Annotated in this window: 22 protein-coding genes, 1 tRNA gene and 1 riboswitch; of the genes, 6 read left to right on the forward strand and 17 right to left on the reverse strand. The window is 71.6% G+C overall.

Annotated elements, in window-relative coordinates:
- Window positions 1–21 precede the first annotated feature (21 nt).
- From gcvT to glp, 8 genes are all read right to left on the reverse strand, one after another.
- Entirely contained in the window at window positions 22–1167 is a 1146-nt protein-coding gene (gene gcvT, locus P8S73_RS04535) for a glycine cleavage system aminomethyltransferase GcvT (RefSeq protein WP_059281406.1), read from the reverse strand.
- Window positions 1167–4061 (reverse strand): aminomethyl-transferring glycine dehydrogenase, encoded by a 2895-nt coding sequence (gene gcvP, locus P8S73_RS04540; protein WP_396350532.1) that lies wholly within the window; start codon window positions 4059–4061, stop codon window positions 1167–1169. The genes gcvT and gcvP overlap by 1 nt, the downstream gene beginning before the upstream one ends.
- A 160-nt stretch (window positions 4062–4221) precedes the next feature.
- Window positions 4222–4339, reverse strand: a riboswitch (glycine riboswitch).
- A gap of 189 nt (window positions 4340–4528) precedes the next feature.
- Window positions 4529–4915 (reverse strand): 50S ribosomal protein L7/L12, encoded by a 387-nt coding sequence (gene rplL, locus P8S73_RS04545; RefSeq protein ID WP_019309658.1) that lies wholly within the window; start codon window positions 4913–4915, stop codon window positions 4529–4531.
- 125 nt (window positions 4916–5040) lie between these two features.
- On the reverse strand, window positions 5041–5574 hold the full coding sequence (gene rplJ, locus P8S73_RS04550; RefSeq protein WP_019309659.1) for a 50S ribosomal protein L10: 534 nt from the start codon (window positions 5572–5574) through the stop codon (window positions 5041–5043).
- Window positions 5575–5977: 403 nt separating this feature from the next.
- Window positions 5978–6814, reverse strand: a complete 837-nt coding sequence (gene fdhD, locus P8S73_RS04555; RefSeq protein ID WP_257744157.1) for a formate dehydrogenase accessory sulfurtransferase FdhD — start codon at window positions 6812–6814, stop codon at window positions 5978–5980.
- Window position 6815: 1 nt separating this feature from the next.
- Window positions 6816–8012 (reverse strand): molybdenum cofactor biosynthesis protein MoaE, encoded by a 1197-nt coding sequence (locus P8S73_RS04560; RefSeq protein ID WP_220700412.1) that lies wholly within the window; start codon window positions 8010–8012, stop codon window positions 6816–6818.
- Window positions 8009–8506, reverse strand: a complete 498-nt coding sequence (gene moaC / locus P8S73_RS04565; RefSeq protein ID WP_019309662.1) for a cyclic pyranopterin monophosphate synthase MoaC — start codon at window positions 8504–8506, stop codon at window positions 8009–8011. The genes P8S73_RS04560 and moaC overlap by 4 nt, the downstream gene beginning before the upstream one ends.
- Before the next feature lie 118 nt (window positions 8507–8624).
- A complete protein-coding gene (gene glp / locus P8S73_RS04570) occupies window positions 8625–10016 on the reverse strand; it encodes a gephyrin-like molybdotransferase Glp (RefSeq protein ID WP_223110183.1) in 1392 nt (463 codons plus the stop codon).
- Between the two features lie 66 nt (window positions 10017–10082).
- Here glp and moaA point away from each other — a divergent pair, with 66 nt between their 5' ends.
- From moaA to P8S73_RS04585, 3 genes are read left to right on the forward strand one after another with little or no spacing between them, the layout of a single operon-like run.
- Complete coding sequence (gene moaA, locus P8S73_RS04575; protein WP_059281401.1) at window positions 10083–11159, forward strand: GTP 3',8-cyclase MoaA; 1077 nt, start codon at window positions 10083–10085, stop codon at window positions 11157–11159.
- A 4-nt stretch (window positions 11160–11163) separates the two neighbouring features.
- The gene (locus tag P8S73_RS04580; protein ID WP_047978406.1) at window positions 11164–11427 is read left to right on the forward strand and encodes a MoaD/ThiS family protein; all 264 of its coding nucleotides are present in this window, start codon (window positions 11164–11166) and stop codon (window positions 11425–11427) included.
- A gap of 4 nt (window positions 11428–11431) precedes the next feature.
- A complete protein-coding gene (locus P8S73_RS04585; protein ID WP_223110185.1) occupies window positions 11432–12748 on the forward strand; it encodes a molybdopterin molybdotransferase MoeA in 1317 nt (438 codons plus the stop codon).
- Window positions 12749–12792: 44 nt separating this feature from the next.
- On the opposite strand, the gene P8S73_RS04590 is transcribed toward P8S73_RS04585, so the two are convergent.
- The 6 genes from P8S73_RS04590 to P8S73_RS04615 form a co-directional block, all read right to left on the reverse strand.
- Entirely contained in the window at window positions 12793–13968 is a 1176-nt protein-coding gene (locus tag P8S73_RS04590; protein WP_059281399.1) for a GNAT family N-acetyltransferase, read from the reverse strand.
- Between the two features lie 199 nt (window positions 13969–14167).
- Window positions 14168–14878 (reverse strand): 50S ribosomal protein L1, encoded by a 711-nt coding sequence (rplA, locus tag P8S73_RS04595; RefSeq protein WP_047978407.1) that lies wholly within the window; start codon window positions 14876–14878, stop codon window positions 14168–14170.
- 86 nt (window positions 14879–14964) lie between these two features.
- Window positions 14965–15396, reverse strand: coding sequence for a 50S ribosomal protein L11 (gene rplK, locus P8S73_RS04600; protein ID WP_019309669.1), 432 nt, complete (start codon window positions 15394–15396; stop codon window positions 14965–14967).
- Between the two features lie 132 nt (window positions 15397–15528).
- Window positions 15529–16413: a transcription termination/antitermination protein NusG gene (gene nusG / locus P8S73_RS04605; RefSeq protein WP_059281398.1), complete on the reverse strand. Its 885-nt coding sequence runs from the start codon at window positions 16411–16413 to the stop codon at window positions 15529–15531.
- 45 nt (window positions 16414–16458) lie between these two features.
- A complete protein-coding gene (gene secE, locus P8S73_RS04610) occupies window positions 16459–16725 on the reverse strand; it encodes a preprotein translocase subunit SecE (RefSeq protein WP_019309671.1) in 267 nt (88 codons plus the stop codon).
- A 63-nt stretch (window positions 16726–16788) separates the two neighbouring features.
- Window positions 16789–16861, reverse strand: a tRNA-Trp gene (locus P8S73_RS04615).
- Window positions 16862–17099: 238 nt separating this feature from the next.
- Here P8S73_RS04615 and P8S73_RS04620 point away from each other — a divergent pair.
- Window positions 17100–18311: a pyridoxal phosphate-dependent aminotransferase gene (locus P8S73_RS04620; protein WP_059281423.1), complete on the forward strand. Its 1212-nt coding sequence runs from the start codon at window positions 17100–17102 to the stop codon at window positions 18309–18311.
- 1 nt (window position 18312) lies between these two features.
- A complete protein-coding gene (locus P8S73_RS04625; protein WP_059281397.1) occupies window positions 18313–18681 on the forward strand; it encodes a hypothetical protein in 369 nt (122 codons plus the stop codon).
- Window positions 18682–18928: 247 nt separating this feature from the next.
- On the opposite strand, the gene P8S73_RS04630 is transcribed toward P8S73_RS04625, so the two are convergent.
- The 3 genes from P8S73_RS04630 to ppk2 form a co-directional block, all read right to left on the reverse strand.
- Window positions 18929–20410 (reverse strand): PepSY domain-containing protein, encoded by a 1482-nt coding sequence (locus P8S73_RS04630; protein ID WP_059281396.1) that lies wholly within the window; start codon window positions 20408–20410, stop codon window positions 18929–18931.
- Window positions 20411–20484: 74 nt separating this feature from the next.
- A complete protein-coding gene (locus tag P8S73_RS04635; RefSeq protein ID WP_059281395.1) occupies window positions 20485–21147 on the reverse strand; it encodes a hypothetical protein in 663 nt (220 codons plus the stop codon).
- Between the two features lie 61 nt (window positions 21148–21208).
- Complete coding sequence (gene ppk2, locus P8S73_RS04640) at window positions 21209–22120, reverse strand: polyphosphate kinase 2 (RefSeq protein WP_029603156.1); 912 nt, start codon at window positions 22118–22120, stop codon at window positions 21209–21211.
- A gap of 227 nt (window positions 22121–22347) precedes the next feature.
- Between ppk2 and P8S73_RS04645 the strand changes: the two genes are divergently transcribed.
- The gene (locus P8S73_RS04645) at window positions 22348–23379 is read left to right on the forward strand and encodes an ATP-dependent 6-phosphofructokinase (RefSeq protein ID WP_047978413.1); all 1032 of its coding nucleotides are present in this window, start codon (window positions 22348–22350) and stop codon (window positions 23377–23379) included.
- The last annotated feature ends 50 nt before the right edge of the window (window positions 23380–23429 follow it).

Consider the following 23429-nt stretch of genomic DNA (forward strand, 5'->3'; position numbering starts at 1 on the left):
TGGGGGTCGTGCGTGGTGCGCTCAGCCCCGCTTGTAGAACGGCATCGCGGTCTGCGCCACCTCGACGCCGCGGCCGCGGGCGTCCTGGACACTCACGTTCCCGGCGGCGATCTCCTCCAGGGCGTCCGTGGCCACGAGGGCCATGGCCACGGGCTTGCCGAGGGTGGGCGAGGGCAGGCCACTGGTGACCTCACCGACGGTCCGCTCCCCCGCGAGCACCGTGTACCCGGCACGGATGGGCTTGCGCCCGAGACCCTCCAGCCCGATCAGGGTGCGCTCGGGAGCGTTCTGCAGCATGGCAGCCAGGGCGTCGTGGCCCACGGTGCGGGTCCCGGCCTCGTCCTTCTTGCGCAGGGCGACCTCCACGAGCTTGCCCAGTCCCGCCTCCACGGGCGTGATCTCGGTCGAGAGCTCGTGACCGTAGAGCGGCATGCCCGCCTCCAGGCGCAGGGAGTCCCGTGCCGCCAGTCCCGCGGGCTGCACGGGTGCGTCCTCGGTGCCGAGCTCCTCGGCGGTCGCGAGCAGGGCGTTCCACAGCGTCCCGGCATCCGCGTTCGCGCAGTACAGCTCGAAGCCGTCCTCACCGGTGTAGCCCGTGCGGGCGGCCAGCACGTCCGCACCGCCGCAGCGGGCGACGGCGCACGCGTAGTACTTCAGGCCCGCCACCTCCTCGGCGGGGTCCAGTCCGGTGGCCCGGAGCACCTCGAGCGCCCGGGGTCCCTGCACAGCGATCAGGGACGTCTCAGGGCCCTGGTTCTGCACCGTGACGTCGAAGCCCTCGGCCCGCTGCTGCAGCGCCTCGACCACCGTGTCCTGGTTGCCGGCGTTCGGCACCACGAGGTAGCGGTCCTCGCCCAGGCGGTAGGTGATGAGGTCGTCCAGCACGCGGCCGTCCTCGTCCACGATCACCGAGTACTTGGCCCGGCCCACGCCGATGCCGGACAGCACACCCACGAGGGCGTGGTCCAGGAAGGCCCCGGCCTGCGGCCCGGTCACCTCCACCTCGCCCATGTGGGAGAGGTCGAAGATCCCGGCGCCACGGCGCACGGCATGGTGCTCGGCGGTGTCACTCGCGTAGCGCACGGGCATGGACCAGCCGCCGAAGTCGGTGAACCGGGCCTCCAGGCGCTCGTGGGCCGCGTGCAGTGCGGTCTGACGCTCGCTCATCACTTCTCCTCTCCGGACGCGGCGGCGTGCGCGGCGTCGAACGCTTCGATCGGCGGGCACTCGCACACCAGGTTCCTGTCACCGGCGGCGTTGTCGATGCGCCCCACGGGGGGCCAGTACTTCACGCGGCGCAGCCCGGACACGGGGTAGCCGGCCTGGCTGCGGGAGTAGGACCGGTCCCACTCGTCCGCGGTGAGCACCTGGGCGGTGTGCGGCGCGTGGCGGATCACGGACTCTTCCAGGGAGACCTTCCCGTCCGCGATCTCCTGCATCTCCGCGTGGATGGTCCGCATGGCCTCGATGAAGCGGTCCAGCTCCTCGATCCCCTCGGACTCGGTGGGCTCCACCATGAGGGTGCCCGCCACGGGGAACGCGAGCGTGGGCGCGTGGAAGCCGAAGTCCACGAGCCGCTTGCACACGTCCTCGGCCGTGACGCCCGAGGCCTTGGTCATGGGGCGCAGGTCCAGGATGCACTCGTGGGCCACCAGCCCGCCGTCCCCCGTGTAGAGCGTGGGGAACACGTCCGAGAGGCGGCGGGAGATGTAGTTCGCACCCAGCACGGCCGTGCGGGAGGACTCGGTGAGCCCCTGCGCGCCGGTCATGGCGATGTACATCCACGTGATGGGCAGCACGCCTGCGGAGCCGTGGGGCGCCTGGGCCACGGGGAAGCCCGCGCCGCGCTCGTCGAGGTCCGCCGTGGCGGGGTTGCCGGGCAGGTACGGCACGAGGTGCTCGGCCACGGCCACGGGGCCCACGCCAGGCCCGCCGCCACCGTGCGGGATGCAGAACGTCTTGTGCAGGTTCAGGTGGGAGACGTCCCCGCCGAAGCGGCCGGGACGTGCGAGGCCCATGAGCGCGTTCAGGTTGGCACCGTCCACGTAGACCTGCCCGCCGGCGTCGTGCACCGCGGCGCAGACCTCGGTGATGTCGGTGTCGTACACGCCGTGGGTGGAGGGGTAGGTGACCATGATGCCGGCCAGCTCGTCCCCCACGGAGTCGATCTTCGCCCGGAGGTCGTCCTGGTCGATCGTGCCGTCCTGGGCGGTGGCCACCACCACGACCTTGAGGTCCGCGAGCACCGCGGACGCCGCGTTGGTGCCGTGGGCCGAGGAGGGGATCAGGATGGTCTTGCGCTGGTGCTCGCCGCGGTCCACCTGGTAGCGGCGGATGGCCAGCAGACCGGCCAGCTCGCCCTGGGAACCCGCGTTCGGCTGAACGGAGACCGCGGCGTAGCCGGTGATCTCCGCGAGCCAGCCCTGCAGCTGCTCGATGAGATCGGTCCACCCGCGGGTCTGGTCCTCGGGGGCCAGGGGGTGGATGCTCGCGAACTCGGGCCACGAGATGGGCTCCATCTCCGCGGCCGCATTGAGCTTCATGGTGCACGAGCCCAGCGGGATCATGGTGCGGTCCAGCGCGAGGTCCTTGTCGGAGAGCTCGCGCAGCCAGCGCATGAGCGAGGTCTCCGAGCGGTGGGTGTGGAACACCGGGTGGGTCAGGTACTCGTCCGTGCGCAGCAGCGCCTCCGGCAGCTCGAACGCGGAGCCGTCCGGCTCGGACTCGCCCTCGGCGGCGCCGCACGCCTCGGCCACGGCGGAGAGGACCTCCACGACGTCCCGGTCCGTGTGGGGCTCGCCGAAGCTCACGCCCACGGTGTCCCCGTCCACGCGGCGCAGGTTGTAGCCGCGGTCCGCCGCGGCGGCCACCACGGTGTCGGCCTGGCCCGGCACCGAGAAGGTCACGGTGTCGAAGAACTGCTCGTGGGCCACCTCGACGCCCCGGGCGCGCAGCCCGGCGGCGAGGTCCGCGGCCATGCCGTGCAGCCGCTCGGCCAGGGCACGCAGGGCCACCGGCCCGTGGTGCACGGCGTACGCCGCGGCCACGATGGCCAGCAGCGCCTGGGCGGTGCAGATGTTGGAGGTGGCCTTCTCACGGCGGATGTGCTGCTCGCGGGTCTGCAGCGCCAGGCGGTAGGCGGGGGCGCCGGAGGAGTCCGTGGACACGCCCACGATGCGCCCGGGCAGGGAGCGCTCCGTACCCTTGCGGGACGCCAGGAACGCGGCGTGGGGCCCGCCGAAGAACAGGGGCACACCGAAGCGCTGGGCGGAGCCCACCGCGATGTCCGCACCCATCTCCCCCGGGCTGCGCAGCATGGTCAGGGCGAGCAGGTCAGTGCTCACGCTCACGAGCGCTCCGGCCTCGTGGGCGGCCTCGATCACGGCGGTGGGATCGGTGACGTCCCCGTCCGCGCCGATCTGGGCGACGACGACGCCGAAGAAGTCACCGTCCGAGATCGCCTGCGCGGCGGCGTCGGGATCGCCGAGGTCCGCGAGCACCAGCTCGATGCCCGCGGCGCGCGTGCGTCCGGTGAGCACGGCCAGCGTCTGCGGCAGGCTGCGGCTGTCCACCAGAACACGCATGCTCTTGGAACGGCGGTTGGCGCGGCGCATCATGAGCACCGCCTCGGCCACGGCGGAGGACTCGTCCAGCAGCGACGCGTTCGCGACCTCCAGACCGGTGAGGTCGATGACGGCGTTCTGGAAGGTCAGCAGCAGCTCCAGGCGGCCCTGGGAGATCTCCGGCTGGTACGGGGTGTAGGACGTGTAGAAGCCCGGGTTCTCCAGGATGTTGCGGCGGATCGCGGCGGGCGTCACGGTGTCGTGGTAGCCCTGGCCGATCATCTGGCGCATCACGGTGTTGCGGGAGGCGATCCGGCGCAGCGCGGACAGCGCCTCGGGCTCGTCCAGGGGCTCCGGCAGGTCGAGGGACTCGCGCATCCGGATGCTCTCCGGGACGGCTCGGTCGATCAGCTGGTCCAGGCTCTCGGCGCCCACGGCGCCGAGCATGGTGGTGAGGTCATCGGCGTCGGGGCCGATGTGGCGTGACAGGAAGGACATGCGAAAGTCTCCTGGGCTGCTCGTGGGCACGGCGTGCCCGATGAGTCCTCCCCGCTCTGTTCCATGACCTGAGAGATTTCGCCGGGGCCGCCCGCGGCGTGCCACCGACCTGCCCCGCCGGTGCTCCCCGTCCCGCAGGACGGTGAGCTCTTCAGAGTGGCCTGGTGCGGCGGTACGGGTGCCTGAGAGATTCCCGGGGAGGGTTTGCTCCTTCGGCGGTGGCGCGGTCCTGGACGGTTCCCCGCCCCTGACCCACCACGCTCTCCCGCCGCACTGTGACGGCCGAATGGTCAGGAGACAGTTTCGCACATCACACCGACGACGTGAATGCCCCCGTCCGGGGGCGACGCACGAGGCCCGGGATGCGCAGAACCCCGCACCGTGCGGTGCGGGGTTCTGGGGTGAGCCGGTCGAGCGGCGTCAGAGCACGCTCACTCGGGCTCGGCAGGCGCGCGAGGCGCCCCGGATCACTTGACGGTGACGGTGGCGCCGGCGCCCTCGAGGGCTTCCTTCGCCTTGTCAGCGGCTTCCTTGGTGGCGCCTTCGAGGACGGCCTTGGGGGCGCTGTCCACGAGGTCCTTGGCTTCCTTCAGGCCCAGGGAGGTCAGGCCACGAACTTCCTTGATGACCTGGATCTTCTTGTCACCGGCGGACTCGAGGATGACGTCGAACTCGGTCTTCTCCTCCTCAGCGGCACCGGCGTCGCCGCCGGCGGGGGCCGCACCGGCCACGGCCACGGGGGCGGCAGCGGTGACGTCGAAGGTCTCCTCGAAGGCCTTCACGAAGTCGGACAGCTCGATGAGGGACAGTTCCTTGAAGGCCTCGATGAGCTCTTCGGTGGTCAGCTTAGCCATGGTGTTGGCTCCTTACTTGTACGTGGTGCCGGAGCGGGTGGCTCCGACGAGGTGTGCGTGGGAAGAACACGGGTCTGTGCGGGACGGGGCCCGACCACCCGGAACCTGGGGTTCCCCGAAGGGGATCAGGCAGCGCTCTCGCCCTGCTCGTCCAGCTTGGCGCGCAGCGCATCCGCGGTGCGCACGGTCTTGGACAGCGGGGCCTGGAACAGCGCGGCGGCCTTGGACATCGACGCCTTCGCGGCACCGGCGACCTTGGCCAGCAGAACCTCGCGGGACTCGAGGTCCGCAAGCTTCTTGATCTCGTTCTCGTCCATTGCGACGCCGTCCAGGTAACCGCCCTTGACGACCAGCTGGGGGTTGTCCTTGGCGAAGTCACGCAGGCTCTTGGCGGCCTCGACGGCGTCACCGGACACGAAGGCGATGGCCGAGGGGCCGGTGAGCTGGCCCTCGAACGCCTCGATGCCCGATTCACGCGCGGCAATGGCGGTGAGCGTGTTCTTCACCACGGCGTATTCGGCGTTCTCACCGAGTGCACGGCGCAGCGTCTTCAGCTGAGCCACGGTGAGCCCGCGGTACTCCGTCAGGACGGCAGCGTGCGAGTTGGAGAACAAGTCCTTCAACTCTGCAACCGCGGCAGCCTTTTCAGGATTCGCCATGGTGCTCCTTCCTTACATGTGGATGCCGGCTCCGTGTCCGCCGGAGGCTGACACGACAAAAGCCCCGCGCAGATGCCCGGGGCTCGACCATGCTCGGATGCGCACATGTGAGTACGTGCTCCGATGAAGGGTTCGTGCTGGTTCACCTGCGCTGGACGGTTCTCGATGCCGAGAACCTCTTAGACCACGCACACCGAAGTGCGCATGATGACCGGCGGTCTTTGGTGCCACCACCGTACCCCACGGGTGTGCCACCGTGCAATGTGCCTTTGCCCGCCCCTGCACCCGGTGCGGTGGCCGTGGGTGCGGGCAGCCACGAACTGTCCCGCCCGCGCTGCACGGCACGCCTGTGCAGCGGGGTGCCGCTCAGCAAGGGGGCCGCGCGGCACCACGGTCGCGCGGGTCACCGCCCCGTGATGCGCTCCGGGAAGCTGTAGACGTTGCACCGGCCCCGTCGGTTGAAGCCCACCACGGTCACGCCGCGCTCCCGCCCCGCGCTCACCGCGAGCGCCGAGGGCGCGCTGACCGCCGAGAGCACGGGGATCCCGGCCATGGCCGCCTTTCCCACGAGCTCGAAGGATGCTCGCGCGGAGACCTGCAGCACCACCTCGTCCAGCGGGAGCAGCTCTCGTTGAACGGCCCACCCGACCACCTTGTCCACGGCGTTGTGGCGGCCCACGTCCTCCCGCACCACGAGCGGCTCGTCCTGCCCCACGGGGAAGAGAGCGGCGGCGTGGACTCCCCCCGTGGCGTCGAAGATCCGCTGGTGCCCGCGCAGCTCGTCGGGCAGGGAGACGAGCCGTGCCGCACTCACGAGGGGCCGGGGCGGGGCCACCAGGTGCGCACTCGGTTTCACCACGGAGTCCAGGGACGGCGTGCCGCACACCCCGCACGAGGAGCTCGTGAACACCTGGCGCCGCGCGCCGCGGTCCGGGCCTGGAGCACGGGGGGAGAGCCGCACGTCCACCACGTTGTACGTGCGGTGCCCGTCCTGGTCCACCCCCGAGCGGTAGTCCATCTTGAGCACGTGGGAGATCTCCGTGATCACGGCCTCGCTCAGCAGCAGGCCGGTCACGAGTTCGAAGTCGTCCCCGGGAGTGCGCATGGTCACGGTGAACGGCTCACCGTCCAGGCGGATCTCCAGCGGCTCCTCCCCCGCGAGCCGGTCCGGCCCCGCGGCGAGCACTCCGGTGGCGTCGAAGCTCCGCACACGGGCGGGGACGATTCTGCGCGCCACCATCTCAGGCGTCCAGTCCCACCCAGGTGTGCCGCCCGTCCTCGAAGCTCTCCCGCTTCCAGATGGGCACGCACTCCTTGATGCGGTCCACGAGCCGGGAGCACGCCGCGAAGGCCTCCGCTCGGTGGGCCGCGGCCACGGCCACCTCCAGGGCGCTGTCCCCCACGGCGAGCGCCCCGATGCGGTGCTCGGCCCACAGCCGGACCCCCGGGTGCTCACGGGCGACCTCCCGCACCGTGTCCGTCATGACCTGCTGGGCCGCGGGGTGCGCACTGTACTCGAGCCCCGTCACACCGCTCCTGCCGCCGTCGTGGTCCCGGATCACCCCGCTGAAGCCGACCACCGCACCGCAGCCGGGGTCGGCCACCTCGCGCCGGGCGAGGTCCCCGTCGAGCGGTTCCTCCGTGATCCGAGCCCGGAGCACGGGGTCTTCCGCCGCGGGCGCGTAGCGCGGGTCACCGCCCGGGGACGACGCCGCCGCGTCCGGGACCGCGGCCCGGGCGGCGTCGTGTGCCGGCCCCGGCCCGCAGGTGGCAGTGGTGCCGGCGACCACCCTGGCGTCCGCGTCGTCCGGGTGGGAGTCGTCCTCGGCCGCGGGGAGCACCTCGTCACCGGAGCGGGTCACCGAGCGGTCCTCCCCGTGGCCGTGGACGTCCTCCAGCTGCGCGCTGATGTGGTCGATGAGGGGATCCAGCACCGCCATCCCGTCCTTGACCCCGCCGCGGGAGCCCGGGAGGTTCACCACGAACGTCCGCCCCACGTGACCGGCCACGCCGCGGCTCATCGCGGCGGTGGGAGTCTTCTGAAGTCCCTGCGCCCACAGCGCGTGCACGATGCCCGGGGACTGACGTTCCAGCACCGCGGCAGTGGCCTCGGGAGTCACGTCGTCCGAGTTCAGCCCCGTTCCCCCAGAGGTGACCACGAACCGCGGCCCCTCCTCCGTGTGGGAGTGCGCAGTGAGACGCCGCAGTGCGGTAAGCACCTCCGGTCCGTCCGGAACCACGTGCACCCTGGTCCGCAGACCCCTGCCCTCGAGCCAGTCCCGCAGCACAGGTCCGCACAGGTCCTGCGCCGTTCCCGCGGCCGCGGAACTGGAGACGATCACGACCTCCGCCCGGCGTCCCACCAGGTGGAAGTCGCCGATCTCGTCCCGGTGGGCGGGACGCTGGGCGCCCACGTTCCGCTCGCCGTGTCCGCTCACGATGCGCTCCAGTCACCGCTCTTGCCGCCCGACTTGGCCAGCACCCGGGTGTCCTCGATGCTGGCGGCCTTGTCGACGGCCTTGACCATGTCGTACAGCGTGAGAGCTGCCACGCTCGCGGCGGTCAGCGCCTCCATCTCCACACCGGTGACACCGCGGGTGCGCACGGTGGCCTGCACGACCACCCTGTCCCGCTGCGGCTCGAGGTCCACGGTCACCTTGCTCAACGGCAACGGATGGCACAGGGGCACCAGCTCCGGCGTGCGCTTGGCCGCCATGATGCCCGCGATCCGAGCCACGGCCAGGGCGTCGCCCTTGGGCAGGTCCCCGTTCGCGAGCAGCTCGACCACGTCCGGGCGCGTGACGAGCACGGCCTGGGCCGTGGCCTCCCGGGACGTCACGGCCTTCTCGCTGACATCCACCATGTGCGCCGTGCCGTCCTCGCGCACGTGCGTGAGACGCTGCGGCGTCCTGTCCTCGGGCTGATCGCTCACTGTTCTCCTTGGGGTCGTGGGCCGTGGGGCGCCGTGCGTGGTGGGGCGTGGTGCGGGCGGGCGTGGTGCGGGCGGGTGTGCGTGCGGGCGGGTGTGCGTGCGGGCAGGCTTTCCGGGTTCAGGGGCCGTTCCAGGCTCCGCGAGGTGCTCCGGTCGCCGCATCCGAGGTCTCCGAGCGACAGGCCATCGCTCCGGCCGCCTCGTACGAGGTCTCCGAGCACCGGGCCACCACCCCGCCGTCGAGGACGAGCACGTCCACCTCGGTCCCCCGGGGCAGGGTACCGGTGCCGGGCGGGACGCGGACGAGCACGTCCGCCCGGGCGGCCGCGGTCAGCAGGTGGGAGGACGCGCCACCCACCAGCGCGACCCGCGGCGGCGCGCTGGGCAGCAGCGTGGCCCGACGCAGCTGGGTGCGGGACTCCAGGGGCTCCACCGGGGCGTCCAGCCGGGCAGAAGCCCAGCGCGCGGGCGGGCAGCAGGCCCACACGTCCGCGAGCGCGGCGCGCACGAACACCTCGCACGAGACCCACGTGCTCACGGGATTGCCCGGCAGGCACAGCACGGGTGTCCCCCAGAGCAGCCCGCAGCCCTGCGGACCTCCGGGCTGCATGTCCACGTGACCGAACCACATCTGCGTGCCCGCCCGTTCGAGGCCCTGACGCACCACCTCGAAGGCGCCCGCGCTGATGCCTCCGCTCGTGACCACGAGGTCCGCGCGTGACTCCTCCAGTCCCTCGCGGAGGGCCGTGAGGAACGCGTGGGGGTCGTCGTCCACGCGCAGCCGGCTCACGTGCTCGGCACCGTGGCCTGTCAGCCACGCTTCGAGCAGCGGCCCGTTCGCGTCGTGCACGGACCCCGCGGGCAGCGGTCTGCCGGCGGGCACCACCTCGTCCCCGCCACTGACCACGAGCACACGCGGACCGTGCTGCACCGTCACCGGGTCCTCCCCCGTGAGCCCGAGCGCCGCGCACGCCCCCAGCGCGGCGGCTCCGAGCACCGTTCCGGCGGGCAGTGCCACCTCCCCCCGGGCGACGTCGCTGCCGGCCTCCCGCACGAAGCTGCCCTCCCGCGGGACGTCGGCGGCGGCGACCGTGACGGTGGGGGTGTCGAAGCGCGGGGGCAGGACGCGCTCCACGGGGATCACGGCATCGGCTCCCTCGGGGAGCACTGCCCCGGTCATCACGGCGGTCGCGGTGCCGGGGACGTGGGGCGCCGGGGCGGCCCCGGCGGCGCGGGTGCCGTGCACGGGGAGCGTGACCTGCCCTGCCCTGTGCGCGGGGGCGAGGTCCGCGACCCGCACCGCGAAGCCGTCCATCTGCGAGTTCGTGTGGGGTGGCAGGTCCAGAGGAGCCACGAGATCCTCCGCAAGCACGCGCCCGCGAGCCGCCGCCAGTGGAACCGGCCGTGCGGCGTCGTCCTCGCGGCCCCGGGCGCGGGCGCAGCGGAGCAGGGCCCGGACCGCCTCCCGGTGCTCGGAGATGGTGCGGTGCGCGGACGGGGTGCGGGACATGGGTCCAGGGTAGTCACCCTCCCGGGGGCGGCGAGGGTGTCGGGGTGGAGACCTACACTGGGGCGCATGTCCGTTTTCCTCGGCAACCCCCAAGTGCTTCCCACGCGGGGAGTGCCCACGCAGGGACCGCTGACGGACCGTTTCGGACGAACCGCCACGGACCTGCGCATCTCCATCACCGACAAGTGCAACCTGCGGTGCACCTACTGCATGCCCGCGGAGGGCATGCAGTGGCTCCCCCGGGAGTCCCTGCTGACGGTCGAGGAGATCGTGCGGCTCGCACGCATCGCCGTGACCGAGTTCGCAGTGCGGGAGATCCGCCTCACCGGGGGTGAACCTCTCATCAGGCCGGATCTCGAGCAGCTGGTGCAGGCCCTGTACACCGCACTGCCGGGCGTGCCCGTGTCCATGACGAGCAACGGGATCGGCCTGGCCGCCCGGGCACAGGGGCTCGCGGACGCCGGAATGACGCGGATCAACATCTCCCTGGACACCCTGTGCGCGGAGACCTACGAACGTCTCGCTCGCCGTGGGCGGCTCACCGAGGCGCTGGACGGCGTCGCCGCGGCCCGACGCGCGGGGATGAGCCCCGTGAAGATCAACGCGGTGCTCATGCGGGGCGTCAACGAGCACGAGGCGCCCGAGCTGCTGCACTGGGCGCTCGAGAACGCGTGCGACCTGCGCTTCATAGAGCAGATGCCCCTGGACGCGGACCACGGCTGGACCCGGGAGAACATGGTGAGCGCCGCGCAGATCCGCGAGAGCCTCTCCCGGGACTTCGACCTCACCCCGGACACCGCACCCCGGGCCGGTGCGCCCGCCGAGAAGTACCTCGTGCGCCGGAGGGCCGAGGACCGGGTGGTGGGCACCGTGGGCATCATCGCCTCGGTGACCGAGCCGTTCTGCGAGGACTGCACGCGCACCCGCATCACCGCCGAGGGCCACGTGCGCTCGTGCCTGTTCTCCCAACACGAGACCGACCTGATGCACCTCCTGCGCTCCGGCGCCACCGACGCCCAGGTGACCCAGCGCTGGCGCGAGGCCATGTGGGTCAAACCCAGGGCGCACGGGATGGAGCACACCGGCCTGGACTCCGGGGACTACATCCAGCCGGACCGCAGCATGAGCGCGATCGGGGGCTGACGCGGTGCGCGTGAGGTATTTCGCCGCGGCGGCCGCCGCCGCCGGCACCGACGAGGAGCACGTGGCCACGCCGTTGGCGCTGAGCCGTACCGACCTGGCGCAGCTGCTCGTGAGCCTGCACCCCGTGGCTCCGCCCGGTGAGCCCGCCCTCGCGCAGGTGCTCCCCCGCTGCTCGTGGCTCGTGGACGGCGTGGCCGCCAAGGATCCGCTCTCGCCCGTGGCTCCCGGCGCCACCGTGGACGTCCTGCCGCCCTTTGCCGGTGGCTGAGCCCGTGCCCACCCCAGCTGATCCCCCGTGGGCCCGCGGCCTCCCGGTACGACGTCACGCGGGACGCGACGACGCCCGGGACCTCGCCCACCGCGTCGGAGCGGCGCTCGCCCACCGCGCCGGAGCTGATCCTGCCACCGAGCCGCGTGGGGCACCCCGTGGCCCCGGAGGTGCCCCCACCGAGCACGTGCCGCTGCCACGGGTCACCGGCCGGGTCCTGGCCGAGGACGTCGAGGCCGCCTGCGCCGTGCCGCACTACGTCTCCAGCGCCATGGACGGCTACGCGGTCCGCGGTCCCGGACCGTGGGAGCTGGTGGGCGGTGACTCGCCGTCAGCCCCCTCGGGGCCCGACGCCCCGGTGCCTCTTCCCAGCGCGGCGTCGGCGGTGGCCCTCGCACCGGGCACTGCCGTCCCGGTGGTCACGGGTGGCGTGATCCCCGAGGGCACCACGAGCGTGGTCCGGGAGGAGTTCTCGTGCCGCTCCGGCTCCATCGTGCGCCTGGCGCCGGGCGCCCCTCCCTCCGAGCTGGAGGGCCGCCACATCCGCGCGACGGGCACGGAGTGCCAGGTCCACGAGGTGCTGTTCCACGCCGGCCGGGTGCTGTCCCCCGCGGACGCCGCCTTCGCCGCCGTGGCCGGGCTGGACCACCTCCCCGTCCGGCGGGCACCCCGGGTTGCCCTGCTGCTCACGGGCTCCGAGGTGCGCACGAGCGGTGTGCCCGCGCCCGGTCTGGTGCGCGACGCGTTCAGCATGTCCGTGCCCCACGCGGTCACCGCATACGGAGGCGTGCCGGGCACGGTGCACCGGGTGCACGACGATCCCGCATCCCTGAGCACGGCCTTCCGGGAGGTGTGCGCAGAGCACGACGTGGTGCTCACCACCGGGGGAACGTCCCGCTCCGGTGTGGACCACGTCCGCCCCATGCTCGAACGGGAGACCCGGGTGCTCGTGGACCAGCTCGACCTGCAGCCGGGGCACCCCGCCCTGCTGGGTGCCGCGCGGCGCAGCGCCGTGCTGGCTCTTCCCGGCAATCCGCTGGCCGCGCTCGTGGTCGTGCTCCTCGTGGGTGGCCCGTTGCTCGCCGGGTTCTCGGGGCGCGCCGCGCCGGGCCTCGTTCCCGTCACCGTGGGCGTCGACGCCGCGGGCGGACGCCGGGAGAAACTCGTGCCCGCACGACGCCGCGGGGACGCGTGGGAGCCGTGCCGCGCCGTCGGCCCCAACATGCTGCGGGGTCTGAGCGAGGCGGAGGGGCTGCTGAGCATTCCGCGCGCGGGCCTCGTGCCCGGAGACCGCTCTGTGGTGCTGCCGCTGCCCTGGTGACCTCCGGTGGACCGCCCCGCGCGGGCGGCACGTCCCCCGAGGGGTCAGACGACGCTGAAGTCCTGCTCCCAGATCGCGGACTGCCCGGCCTCCTGGAACCCGAGCTGCGCGTTCACCCAGTTCATGCGGTCGTTGCCGCTGTGGGTCCACGAGTACACGGTGGTGACCTCCGGGGCCACGGCCGTGAGCTGCTCCAGATTCGCCAGCTTGAGGCGCATGCCCAACCGGTGGCCTCGGTGCTCCCGCACCACGAGCGTCTCGTCCTGCAGCGCCAGCACGGGGCGGTGCTGCGCGAGGATCAGCTCCGTCATGCCCACGAGCTCACCGGTGCGCAGGTCCTGGACCACGGCCATGAGCGAACGGTCGCCGTCCTCCTGGCGCAGCTGCTCGGTGCGGCGCACCCGGTCCCCGTCCCAGGGATCCGGATCCGCCACGATGGGGCGCACGAACGAGTCCGTGGGGATCTTCGCGTGCAGCTGCGCGAGCGGGGCGAGCAGCTCCTCGGGGGCCTCTCCCACCCACGTGTGCATGCGGTAGTGCTCGGCGAACGGGCTCGAGCTCAGGGACTCCTGGATGCGCTGCAGCCGGGTCTCCGCCAGGGGAACGGGCAGCAGGGCGAAGCTGCTCACCGTGCGCAGGCCGTACCCGGCGTGCTGGGCGAAACGGGTCTGACGGTGGCTCGCCGGCAGCCGGCCGGAGCCGTCCGCGGCATCCAGCCACGCCACCGGCGCACCGGCACCGCCGGAGGGCTCCTCGCCGTCCGAGCTGCCGTCCACGCTGCCGTCCCCCGGGCCCGCCGGATCCCGGGCCTCCGACGCGGGGTGCTCGGTGACGAGCCGGACCACGCGGCGTGACTCGCCGTGCGCCAGCTGCTCAGCGGCCCCCAGAAGGCCGCGTCCAATGCCCTCCGACGTCTCGTCCGGGTCCACGTGCACCACGATCTGCGCCATCCCGGTGTCCGCGATGAGCGGCATCCGCACCTCGGCGCGCCCCACCAGCCGGTCCTCCAGGAAGGCGCACAGGATGTTGACGCGCTCGTAGGGGTCCTTGAGGTCCCGGAAGATGTCATGGGCCTCGTTGCTCAGCTGGTCCGTGCCCCACACGTGGCGTCGGGAGGACTGCACCAGGGAGGCGACGTCCCCCAGCAGCCGCTGGGCGTCCGCGTCGAACGCCTCGGGGATGCGCAAGAGCTCGATACGTACCGGTGACGACTGCGTCACTGTGTTCTCCTTCCGTGCCGTCCACAGCCCGGACGGCACCCGGTGGCGGATCCGCGCCGGGATCCAACCTCCAGTACATCATGGAACGCCCATCGCGATCCGGCCCCGAACATGGCAGTAGGGCCCGGCCTGGGACGGCACGGACCCTACTGTCACTGCTGCACCGTGGCACCCTGCGGGGCCCCACGGCGAGCCGGGATCACGCCTGGGCGTTCACCTCGGTGGCGTTCGGGTCCACGGGGATGCCCGGGCCGAACGTGGTGGCCACGGTGGCCTTGGTGATGTAGCGACCCTTGGAGGCGGAGGGCTTCAGACGAAGCACCTCCTCCAGGGCTGCACCGTAGTTCTCGGCGAGCTTCTGCGCGTCGAAGGACGCCTTGCCGATGATGAAGTGCAGGTTGGAGTGCTTGTCGACGCGGAAGTCGATCTTGCCGCCCTTGATGTCGTTGACGGCCTTGGCCACGTCCATGGTCACGGTGCCGGTCTTGGGGTTCGGCATGAGGTTGCGGGGACCCAGGATCTTGCCCAGGCGACCCACCTTGCCCATCATGTCCGGGGTGGCCACGGCGGCGTCGAAGTCCGTCCAGCCGCCCTGGATCTTGGCAATCAGGTCGTCGTTGCCCACGAAGTCGGCGCCGGCGGCCTCGGCCGCGGCGGCCTTGTCACCGGTGGCGAAGACGACCACGCGGGCGGTCTTGCCGGTGCCGTTGGGCAGGTTCACGGTGCCGCGGACCATCTGGTCCGCCTTGCGGGGATCCACGCCGAGACGCATGGAGACCTCCACGGTGGGATCGGACTTGCTGCCCTCGGCCAGTTCCTTGGCCAGGGCGACCGCCTCGGCGGGAGCGTAGAACTTGCCCGCCTCGATCTTCTCGGCAGCTGCCCGGTATGCCTTGCTGCGCTGTGCCATCTGCTTCTTCTCCTTGTGCAGTTGTGGTCTGCGGACCGCGCTCGGCCCTGCCACGATGAAGTGTGTTGCTGGTGAGTCGGGAGGACTCAGTTGACCTCGATGCCCATGGAGCGGGCGGTGCCGGCGATGATCTTCGCGGCGGCGTCGATGTCGTTGGCGTTGAGGTCTTCCTTCTTGGTCTCGGCGATCTCACGGACCTGGTCCATGGTGATCTTGCCCACCTTGGTGGTGTGGGGGACGCCGGAACCCTTGGCGACGCCGGCGGCCTTCTTGATCAGCTGCGCGGCGGGCGGGGTCTTGGTGACGAACGAGAACGAGCGGTCCTCGTAGACGGTGATCTCCACCGGCACGATGTTGCCGCGCTGGGATTCCGTGGCCGCGTTGTAGGCCTTGCAGAACTCCATGATGTTGACGCCGTGCTGACCCAGCGCCGGACCCACGGGAGGAGCCGGGTTGGCGGCGCCTGCCTGGATCTGCAGCTTGATCAGGCCTGCGACCTTCTTCTTCTTGGGAGCCATGTGATGGTCCTCTTTCTGGCTGTGCGTACCGCCGCACAGGAGCGTACGACGGCGGGTGGTCGCCGTGGCGCGGCGACCGGACGGAGAAGCCCCGGACCAAAGCGCATCCGGGGAACTCCGAAGTCTGGGGTGCTAGATCTTGGTGACCTGGTTGAAGCCCAGGGTCACGGGGGTCTCGCGCTCGAAGATGGAGACCAGCACCACGAGCTGCTGGGATTCCACCTTGATCTCGGAGATCGTGGCCGGGAGGGTCTCGAACGGGCCCTCCTTCACGATCACGGACTCGCCCACCTCGAAGTCCACCGTGACCTGCGGGGCGGCGCCACCCTGGGCGCCCGCACCGGAGCCGGCGGTCTCGCCGAGGCCCTTGGCCTTCTCCGGGGTCTCGAACGTGGGGGCCAGCATGTCGAACACCTCGTCGAGGCGCAGCGGCGCGGGGTTGTAGGCGTCCTGGCCCACGAAGCCCGTGACGCCCGGGGTGTGGCGCACCGCGCCCCAGGAGGCGTCGGTGAGGTTCATGCGGACCAGCACGTACCCGGGGATGCGCACGCGGCGCACGGTCTTGCGCTGGGAGTTCTTGATCTCCACGACCTCTTCCATGGGCACCTCGATCTGGAAGATGTCCTCTTCCATGTTGAGGGACTGGATGCGGGTCTCGAGGTTGGTCTTCACGCGGTTCTCGTAACCGGCGTAGGTGTGGATGACGAACCAGTCGCCCTCCTGGCGGCGCAGGTTGGCCTTGAACTCGGCCACGGGATCCACCTGGTCCTCGGCCGCCTCCTCGGAGACCTCGACCTCCACGAGCGGCACCGGAGTGGCCTGGCCGTTGCCCTCGGCGACGTCGAGGTCCGCCTCCTGGACGGCCTTCCCGTCGGTGACGTCCTGCGAGTCCGTGGGCTCGGCGGACGCGACAGTGTCGGACACGCTCTCCGCCGACTCCTCGCGCGCAGCGTCCCCGGACGGGGTGTCGAGCTGCGCGGGCTGAGTGTCGTCGTTCTCGAGCTCGTGATCGGTCACTGGCTTCTCCTGCTTTCTGTGGACGGCTGGACGTGCTGCGCGGTCTTACTGGGCCTGGTCGCCGTTACCGAAGAGCCAGAGGGCCAGCTGCCCGAAGGCCAGGTCCAGCAGGGAGATCAGCACCATCATGAAAGCGACGAACACCAGCACGACCAGGACGTAGTTGACGAGTTCCCGCCGGGACGGGGTGACGACCTTCTTGAGCTCCCCCACGACCTGGCGGATGAACAGCCAGATCCGTCCGAAGAAGCCGCGCTTGCGCTCCGAACCGGCGGGTTGACCCGGGGTCTGTCCTGTGACGGTGTGCGACATCGGCTCTCCCCTGCGTCAAGCAGCTTCTCGGCGGTGGTGTTCGTGCCGTTGTGGGTCGTGAAGCAGGGCAGACAGGACTCGAACCTGCAACCTGCGGTTTTGGAGACCGCTGCGCTACCAATTGCGCCACTGCCCTTCATCTGTCGCGTCGTGGGAACCACGACCGCGGCAACGGTGCCCGAGCCTATCACCGGCTCGTGTCACCCGGATCCGTTCCGCCGTGGGGCAACGGGGTCCCGGGTGGCGGCACCAACCAACTATGGTACGCGGCCGCCTCGTTCCGTGCAAAGCCGGGGGCGGGGCACCTAAGCTGGGAGACCAGCGCCCGGGTTCCGCCGCGGGCGACGCCAGCCAGCCCAGGAGAGATGATCCCCATGTCACCAGCGCAGCAGCGCATCTCGCACCGGATCGCGGCGATCGCGGAGTCCGCGACCCTTGCGGTGGACGCGAAGGCCAAGGCCCTCAAGGCCGAGGGTCGTCCCGTGATCGGGTTCGGTGCGGGCGAACCGGACTTCTCCACACCCGAGGACATCGTGGCGGCCGCGGCCGAGGCCCTGCAGGACCCGGCGAACTTCCGCTACTCCCCCGCCGCCGGTCAGCCGAAGCTGCGCGAGGCGATCGCCCGGGCCACCGCGCGCGACAGCGGCTGGGACGTCAAGAGCTCGCAGGTGCTCGTGACGAACGGCGGCAAGCAGGCCGTGTACCAGGCCTTCCAGACCGTGGTGGACGACGGCGACGACGTCCTGCTCCCCGCCCCGTACTGGACCACCTACCCCGAGGCCATCCGCCTGGCCGGCGGCAACCCCGTGGAGGTCTTCGCGGGCGCGGAGAACGACTACAAGGTCACCCCCGAGCAGCTCGAGGCCGCCTGCACCCCCGCCACCAAGGCGCTGCTGTTCTGCTCCCCGTCCAACCCCACGGGCTCGGTGTACACCGAGGAGGAGACCCGGGCGATCGGCGAGTGGGCCGCGGCCAAGGGCATCTTCGTCATCAGCGACGAGATCTACCAGCACCTCACCTACGACGACGTGCAGTTCGTGTCCATGGCCCAGGCCGTTCCCGCGCTGCACGAGCACCTGATCCTGCTCAACGGTGTGGCCAAGACCTACGCCATGACGGGGTGGCGCGTGGGCTGGATGGTCGGTCCCGAGGACGTGGTCAAGGCCGCCACCAACCTGCAGTCCCACCTCACGTCCAACGTGAACAACGTGGCGCAGGCCGCCGCACTCGCCGCCCTGGAGGGCCCCATGGACAAGGTGGCCGAGATGCGGGAGGCGTTCGACCGGCGCCGTCGGACGATCGTGGACGGGCTGAACGCGATCGAGGGCGTGAACTGCCCCGTGCCCACGGGCGCCTTCTACGCGTACCCGGACGTGACCGCCCTGCTCGGACGCGAGGTCGACGGCGTCACGCCGCAGACCTCCGCCGAACTCGCGGAGCTGATCCTCGAGAAGGCCGAGGTGGCCGTGGTCCCGGGCGAGGCGTTCGGCCCGTCCGGCTACCTGAGGCTGTCCTACGCGCTGGGTGACGACGACCTCGCCGAGGGGCTCTCCCGGCTGCAGGCGTTCCTGGGAGGGAAGAACTGACATGGCAGCCACCGACACCGTGAAGAACCTGGACGCGCACCTGCCGTCCCCCGTGGCCGTGCCGAGTTCGCTCCTCGTGGGCGCCGGACTGATCGGCGGCTACGGCATCGCCCGCCTCACCGGCGTGCGCGCCCTGGGCGGCGTGGTCCTCGCGGCGTGCGGCGCCGCAGCGGGCCGCACGTGGCTCGCGTCCGCCGGGCCCTCGACCGCCACGACCCTCGGGATGCTCTACGGCGGGAGCTTCGGCGCGTCCCACCCGCTGGCCAAGAAGATGGGCGCGTGGCCCTCGGTGCTCACGGTGGCCGCGGTCAACGCCGCGGCCTCCTGGGCGCTCGTGGACCGTCACAACTTCGGGCCCGACGCCGCCTGAGACCGTTCCCGGCGCGCCGCACCGCGCGCACCACCTGGCACCGCGCTGAAGCGCACCACGGCCGTGGGCCCCACCGAACGGTGGGGCCCACGGCCTTCGTCACCCCGTGCGCGGGTGGCGGGGACGGGCCGGGGCCGGGTGACGGGCCGGGCGTCGGGACCCGACCCCCGGTCCGTCCCCTCCGGTGGGGTGCCGGAAGCGGAGCACCGTCCTCTCCCGGGTCAGCGCCTGCGATGCCCCCGCGCCCTCACTCCTGTGAGGCGGCCCGGGCCGCGGTGCCGTCCGAGCGGCGTCGTGCCCGGAGCCCCAGCAGCAGGTCCACGGCCAGGAAACCCAGCAGCGAGAGACCCAGCAGCGGGACGAACAGCCCCACGGCGACCGTTCCCAGCCCCAGCGCGAGCCACGCCCACACCGGGGTGGCGCGCAGGGCCCCGCGCGGTGGCAGCGGCCCGAACTGCACGCCCGCGGCCCGGGTGGGGCGGCGCCGCCACCACATGGTGTACCCGCTCACCACCAGCACCACGATCGCCGCGGCAAGTGCGAGCAGCACGAGCTGGTTGGGCAGCCCGAACAGCAGCCCCATGTGCGCGGCGATGGCCCACTGGGTGAGCTTCGCGGGAAGGCCCCACTCGGAGAACCGCACCTGGTCGGTGACGTGCAACCGCTGCGGGTCCACCGCCACGCTGTCCACCTGGGTGGGCCAGGAGCGCTCGTTCTCGGAGACCGTCCACGCCGCCCCGTCCGCGGAGGCGGGCTTGAGCTCCACGATCCGCGAGTCCAGACCCGCCTCCCGGGCGGTGGCCAGCACCGCGTCGAAGGAGCCCTGCGCCCCGGCGTCGTCGGGTCCCTGGTGACCCTGGTGCCCGTCGTGACCGTGGTGACCGGCGTGCTCGTCCTCGGCCCCGCCGCCGGAGGCCCCGCCGAGGTCGGTGGAGACCTTGGGCGTGGTCCAGTTCAGCGCGGTGCGCAGCTGCGCCACGTTCTCCCCCGCGTGCGCGGACCACGTGAGGCCCGACGCCGCGAGGAACAGGAAGCCCACCGCGAGCCACACGCCGGTGGCGGTGTGCCAGGAGCGGGTCCGCCGGTAGGCGTTCGCCTCTGCGGGCCGGGGCACCAGCGTCACCCGGGCGCGGCGGCCCCGCGCCACACGACGCCGGTGCAGAACCACCATGCAGAGACCGCTCAGGGCGAGGACCCACAGCCACGAGGCCGCCAGTTCGCTGTAGAGCCGACCGGGCTCGCCGAGGAGCAGGTCCCGGTGGAGCCGGTCGATGGTGGTGCGCAGCGGCAGGGCCCCGCTGGTGCCGTACACGGTCATGTCCCCCGTGACGCGTCCCGTGCCGGGATCCACGAACACCGCACGGGACTCGCCCCGTTCCAGTGCGGGATCCGCGAACATTACCCGCGTGGTCCCGCCGTCGGACGCGGGCCGGACGTTCACCGGCGAGTCGGGTGAGCCGATCGAGCGCCGGGCGGCGTCGACCTGATCGTCCAGGCTCAGGGGCTGTGTCGAGGCGGTGCCGGTGAGCGCATTCGCGTAGACCACCCGCTCCAGCTGGGGCGTGAACACGTACAGGGCCCCGGTGACCGCGGCGACCACCAGGAAGGGGCCCACGAGGAGCCCCGCGTAGAAGTGCAGCCGTCGCAGCAGCGGCAGCAGCCACACGGACATGATGGGTGCGCCGGTGCGGGCGCGTTCGGACGACGATGCATCCAGTGCTGTGGACATGGTGAAGTACCTCTCGATGAAAGACAGGCCGACGGCACCCCGTGCCTGACGGGGTGTGGTCGGTGGTGGACTGCTCAGATCGAGAGGAGGGGCGGCCCGCGCCGCGAGATCACGCGCACGGGCGACCACGTGCGCGGTGGCAGGAGGTAGGCCAGCGGGACCGGGCGCAGCCCGTGGCACGGCACGAGCACCGGGCGCAGCAGCACCACGGCCGAGAAGAGGAGCTGGACGGCGGCGTGCAGCAGGCGCCACCAGCCGTCCTCGGCGTGGCGCAGCAGCACGAAGGTCACGGCCGCGGCCGCCAGGTGGGCCCAGATCATGGGGCCGTGGAGCATCTCCGCGCCGTGGGACATCCCCGGGACCGGGCTCGCGGCCGCGGCCTCCGTCAGACCGGCGCCGCCGTGACCGGCCAGGGAGTGCAGCACGGACGGGTCGTGGTGCGCGTGGGAGCTCACCCCGGCGGCGTGGCGGGTGGATGCCGGGGAGCCCGAGTGACCACCTGCCGAGAACATCACGTGGAACGGCACCTGGCTCAGCAGTACTGCGAACCCTGTGCGCAGCGCGCCCATGCGGTGCCCGGCGAGCAGCACGCAGGCCATCCCCGCCAGCGTGAACGCGACCCCGAGCAGGAGCGCGCTGGGCGGGCTGGGATCGATCGCGTAGTGGGACGTGGCCGCGCAGAGGATGCTGATGCCAGCGGCCGCCCAGCCTCGGAGGAACCGGGCGGGGCGGCTCACGGGCGCGCTGGAATCCATCGGGTGGCCTGGGGCAGGTGGGGCAGGTGCTGCGGAGTGCGGCTCAGTCGTCCACGGCGTCCCGGCCGCGGCGCACGATCAGCGGGTCCGGCGGGTACACCACCGAGGTGTCCTTGTCCTCGTAGTCGAACTGGTTGAGGAAGAAGCGGATGGCGTTGAGCCGGGCACGCTTCTTGTCGTTGGACTTGATGGTGATCCACGGGGCGTGGTCCGTGTCCGTGCGCCGGAACGTCTCCTCCTTGGCCACCGTGTAGTCCTCCCAGCGGTCCAGCGACGCGAGGTCCATGGGGGAGAGCTTCCAGCGGCGCACGGGGTCGATCTGGCGGATCGCGAAGCGGGTGCGCTGCTCGTGCTGCGTCACGGAGAACCAGAACTTGGTGAGGTGGATCCCGGAGTCCACGAGCATCTTCTCGAACACCGGCGCCTGCAGCATGAACTCCTCGTACTGCTCGTCCGTGCAGAACCCCATGACGCGCTCCACGTTGCCGCGGTTGTACCAGGAGCGGTCGAACAGCACGATCTCGCCATTGGTGGGCAGGTGCTGGATGTAGCGCTGGAAGTACCACTGCCCCTGCTCACGGTCCGAGGGCTTGTTCAGCGCCACCACGCGGGCGGCGCGCGGGTTCAGGTGCTCCGTGAAGCGCTTGATGGTGCCGCCCTTGCCCGCGGCGTCCCGGCCCTCGAAGACCACCACGTGCTTGAGGTCGTTGTCCTGGCCCCAGTACTGGAACTTCAGCAGCTCGATCTGCAGCTGGTACTTCTCCAGCTCGTAGTCCTCCCGGGACATCCGCTCGTCGTACGGGTAGCCCTCGCGCCACGTCTCCACGGCGCTTCCCCCCGGGTCGATCAGGTCCGGGTCCGGGGACTGCCCGTCCCGCACCGTGTACCCCTGATCCACGAGCTTGTCGATGAACTCGCGCAGGTTCTCACGGGCCGGTTCTTGCTGGGCGGTCATCTGGTCCTCCTGGTGGCCTGGCGTCGCGAACGGCGTGTTCACAGTTCTCGGCTCCGATCTTAGTTCCCCGCATTAACCCCGGGTGAATGTCCGGGGCGTGCCGTGGCGGGAACGTTCACGGAACCCGTCCGTGCGCGGGGGCGTCGCCCGCCCCGCACGAACCCCCGGTCACTAGGATGGAGGGTGTCAGAACGACCACGACACCACAGAGGAGCACTGACCCCATCATGCGAATCGGGCTTATGACCAGCGGCGGCGACTGCCCCGGGCTCAACGCGGTGATCCGCGGGGCGGTGCTGCACGGCATCAAATCCTTCGGCCACGAGTTCGTGGGCTTCCGTGACGGCTGGCGCGGCGTGGTGGAGGGCGACATCATGGAGCTGCCCCGCCAGAGCGTGCGCGGCCTCGCCCGTGAGGGCGGCACCATCCTGGGCACCTCCCGGACCAACCCGTTCGACGGCCCCCACGGCGGGCCCGAGAACATCGCCAAGGTCCTGGAGAGCAACAGCATCGACGCCGTGATCGCGATCGGCGGCGAGGGCACCCTGGCCGGGGCCAAGCGTCTCGCGGACGCCGGGCTTCCGGTGGTGGGCGTGCCCAAGACCATCGACAACGACCTCCAGGCCACGGACTACACCTTCGGCTTCGACACCGCGGTGTCCATCGCCACGGACGCCATGGACCGGATCCGCACCACCGGCGAGTCCCACCACCGCTGCATGGTGGCCGAGGTGATGGGCCGCCACGTGGGCTGGATCGCACTGCACTCCGGCATGGCCGCCGGCGCCCACGCGATTCTCATCCCCGAGTTCCGTGAGTCCATGGAGCAGGTCTCCGAGTGGGTGCGCGAGGTCCACGACCGCGGCCGGTCTCCGCTGGTGGTCGTGGCCGAGGGCTTCATCCCCGACGACCGCGAGGAGGCCATCGCGGGCAAGGGCGTGGAGGCCTCCGGCCGACCGCGCCTGGGCGGCATCGGCGAGTTCGTCACCCAGGAGATCGAGCGCATCACGGGCATCGAGACCCGCAACACGATCCTGGGCCACATCCAGCGTGGCGGCGCCCCCACGGGCTTCGACCGGGTGCTGGCCACGCGCCTGGGGATCGCCGCCGTGACCATGGTGACGGACCAGGAGTGGGGCAAGATGTGCGCCCTGCACGGCACCGACGTGGTCCGCGTGGACTTCTCCGCGGCCCTCGACGGTCTCAAGGCCGTCCCCCAGGACCGCTACGACGAGGCCAAGGAACTCTTCGGCCGCTGAGCCCTGCTCCACGACGTGGGCCCTCGGAGGGACTGCCTCCGAGGGCCCAC

It is taken from the genome of Kocuria sp. ChxB (assembly GCF_044359605.1).
GTDB lineage: Bacteria > Actinomycetota > Actinomycetes > Actinomycetales > Micrococcaceae > Kocuria > Kocuria rhizophila.

Bases quoted from the DNA above. Each gene is read 5' to 3' on its own strand.
- gcvT (WP_059281406.1), bottom strand. From the start codon at position 1,167: ATGAGCGAGCGTCAGACCGCACTGCACGCGGCCCACGAGCGCCTGGAG.
- ppk2 (WP_029603156.1), bottom strand. From the start codon at position 22,120: ATGACCGCCCAGCAAGAACCGGCCCGTGAGAACCTGCGCGAGTTCATC.
- P8S73_RS04620 (WP_059281423.1), top strand. From the start codon at position 17,100: ATGTCACCAGCGCAGCAGCGCATCTCGCACCGGATCGCGGCGATCGCG.
- moaA (WP_059281401.1), top strand. From the start codon at position 10,083: ATGTCCGTTTTCCTCGGCAACCCCCAAGTGCTTCCCACGCGGGGAGTG.
- rplL (WP_019309658.1), bottom strand. From the start codon at position 4,915: ATGGCTAAGCTGACCACCGAAGAGCTCATCGAGGCCTTCAAGGAACTG.
- P8S73_RS04645 (WP_047978413.1), top strand. From the start codon at position 22,348: ATGCGAATCGGGCTTATGACCAGCGGCGGCGACTGCCCCGGGCTCAAC.
- rplK (WP_019309669.1), bottom strand. From the start codon at position 15,396: ATGGCTCCCAAGAAGAAGAAGGTCGCAGGCCTGATCAAGCTGCAGATC.
- rplJ (WP_019309659.1), bottom strand. From the start codon at position 5,574: ATGGCGAATCCTGAAAAGGCTGCCGCGGTTGCAGAGTTGAAGGACTTG.
- P8S73_RS04630 (WP_059281396.1), bottom strand. From the start codon at position 20,410: ATGTCCACAGCACTGGATGCATCGTCGTCCGAACGCGCCCGCACCGGC.
- fdhD (WP_257744157.1), bottom strand. From the start codon at position 6,814: ATGGTGGCGCGCAGAATCGTCCCCGCCCGTGTGCGGAGCTTCGACGCC.
- rplA (WP_047978407.1), bottom strand. From the start codon at position 14,878: ATGGCACAGCGCAGCAAGGCATACCGGGCAGCTGCCGAGAAGATCGAG.
- glp (WP_223110183.1), bottom strand. From the start codon at position 10,016: ATGTCCCGCACCCCGTCCGCGCACCGCACCATCTCCGAGCACCGGGAG.
- P8S73_RS04625 (WP_059281397.1), top strand. From the start codon at position 18,313: ATGGCAGCCACCGACACCGTGAAGAACCTGGACGCGCACCTGCCGTCC.
- gcvP (WP_396350532.1), bottom strand. From the start codon at position 4,061: ATGTCCTTCCTGTCACGCCACATCGGCCCCGACGCCGATGACCTCACC.
- secE (WP_019309671.1), bottom strand. From the start codon at position 16,725: ATGTCGCACACCGTCACAGGACAGACCCCGGGTCAACCCGCCGGTTCG.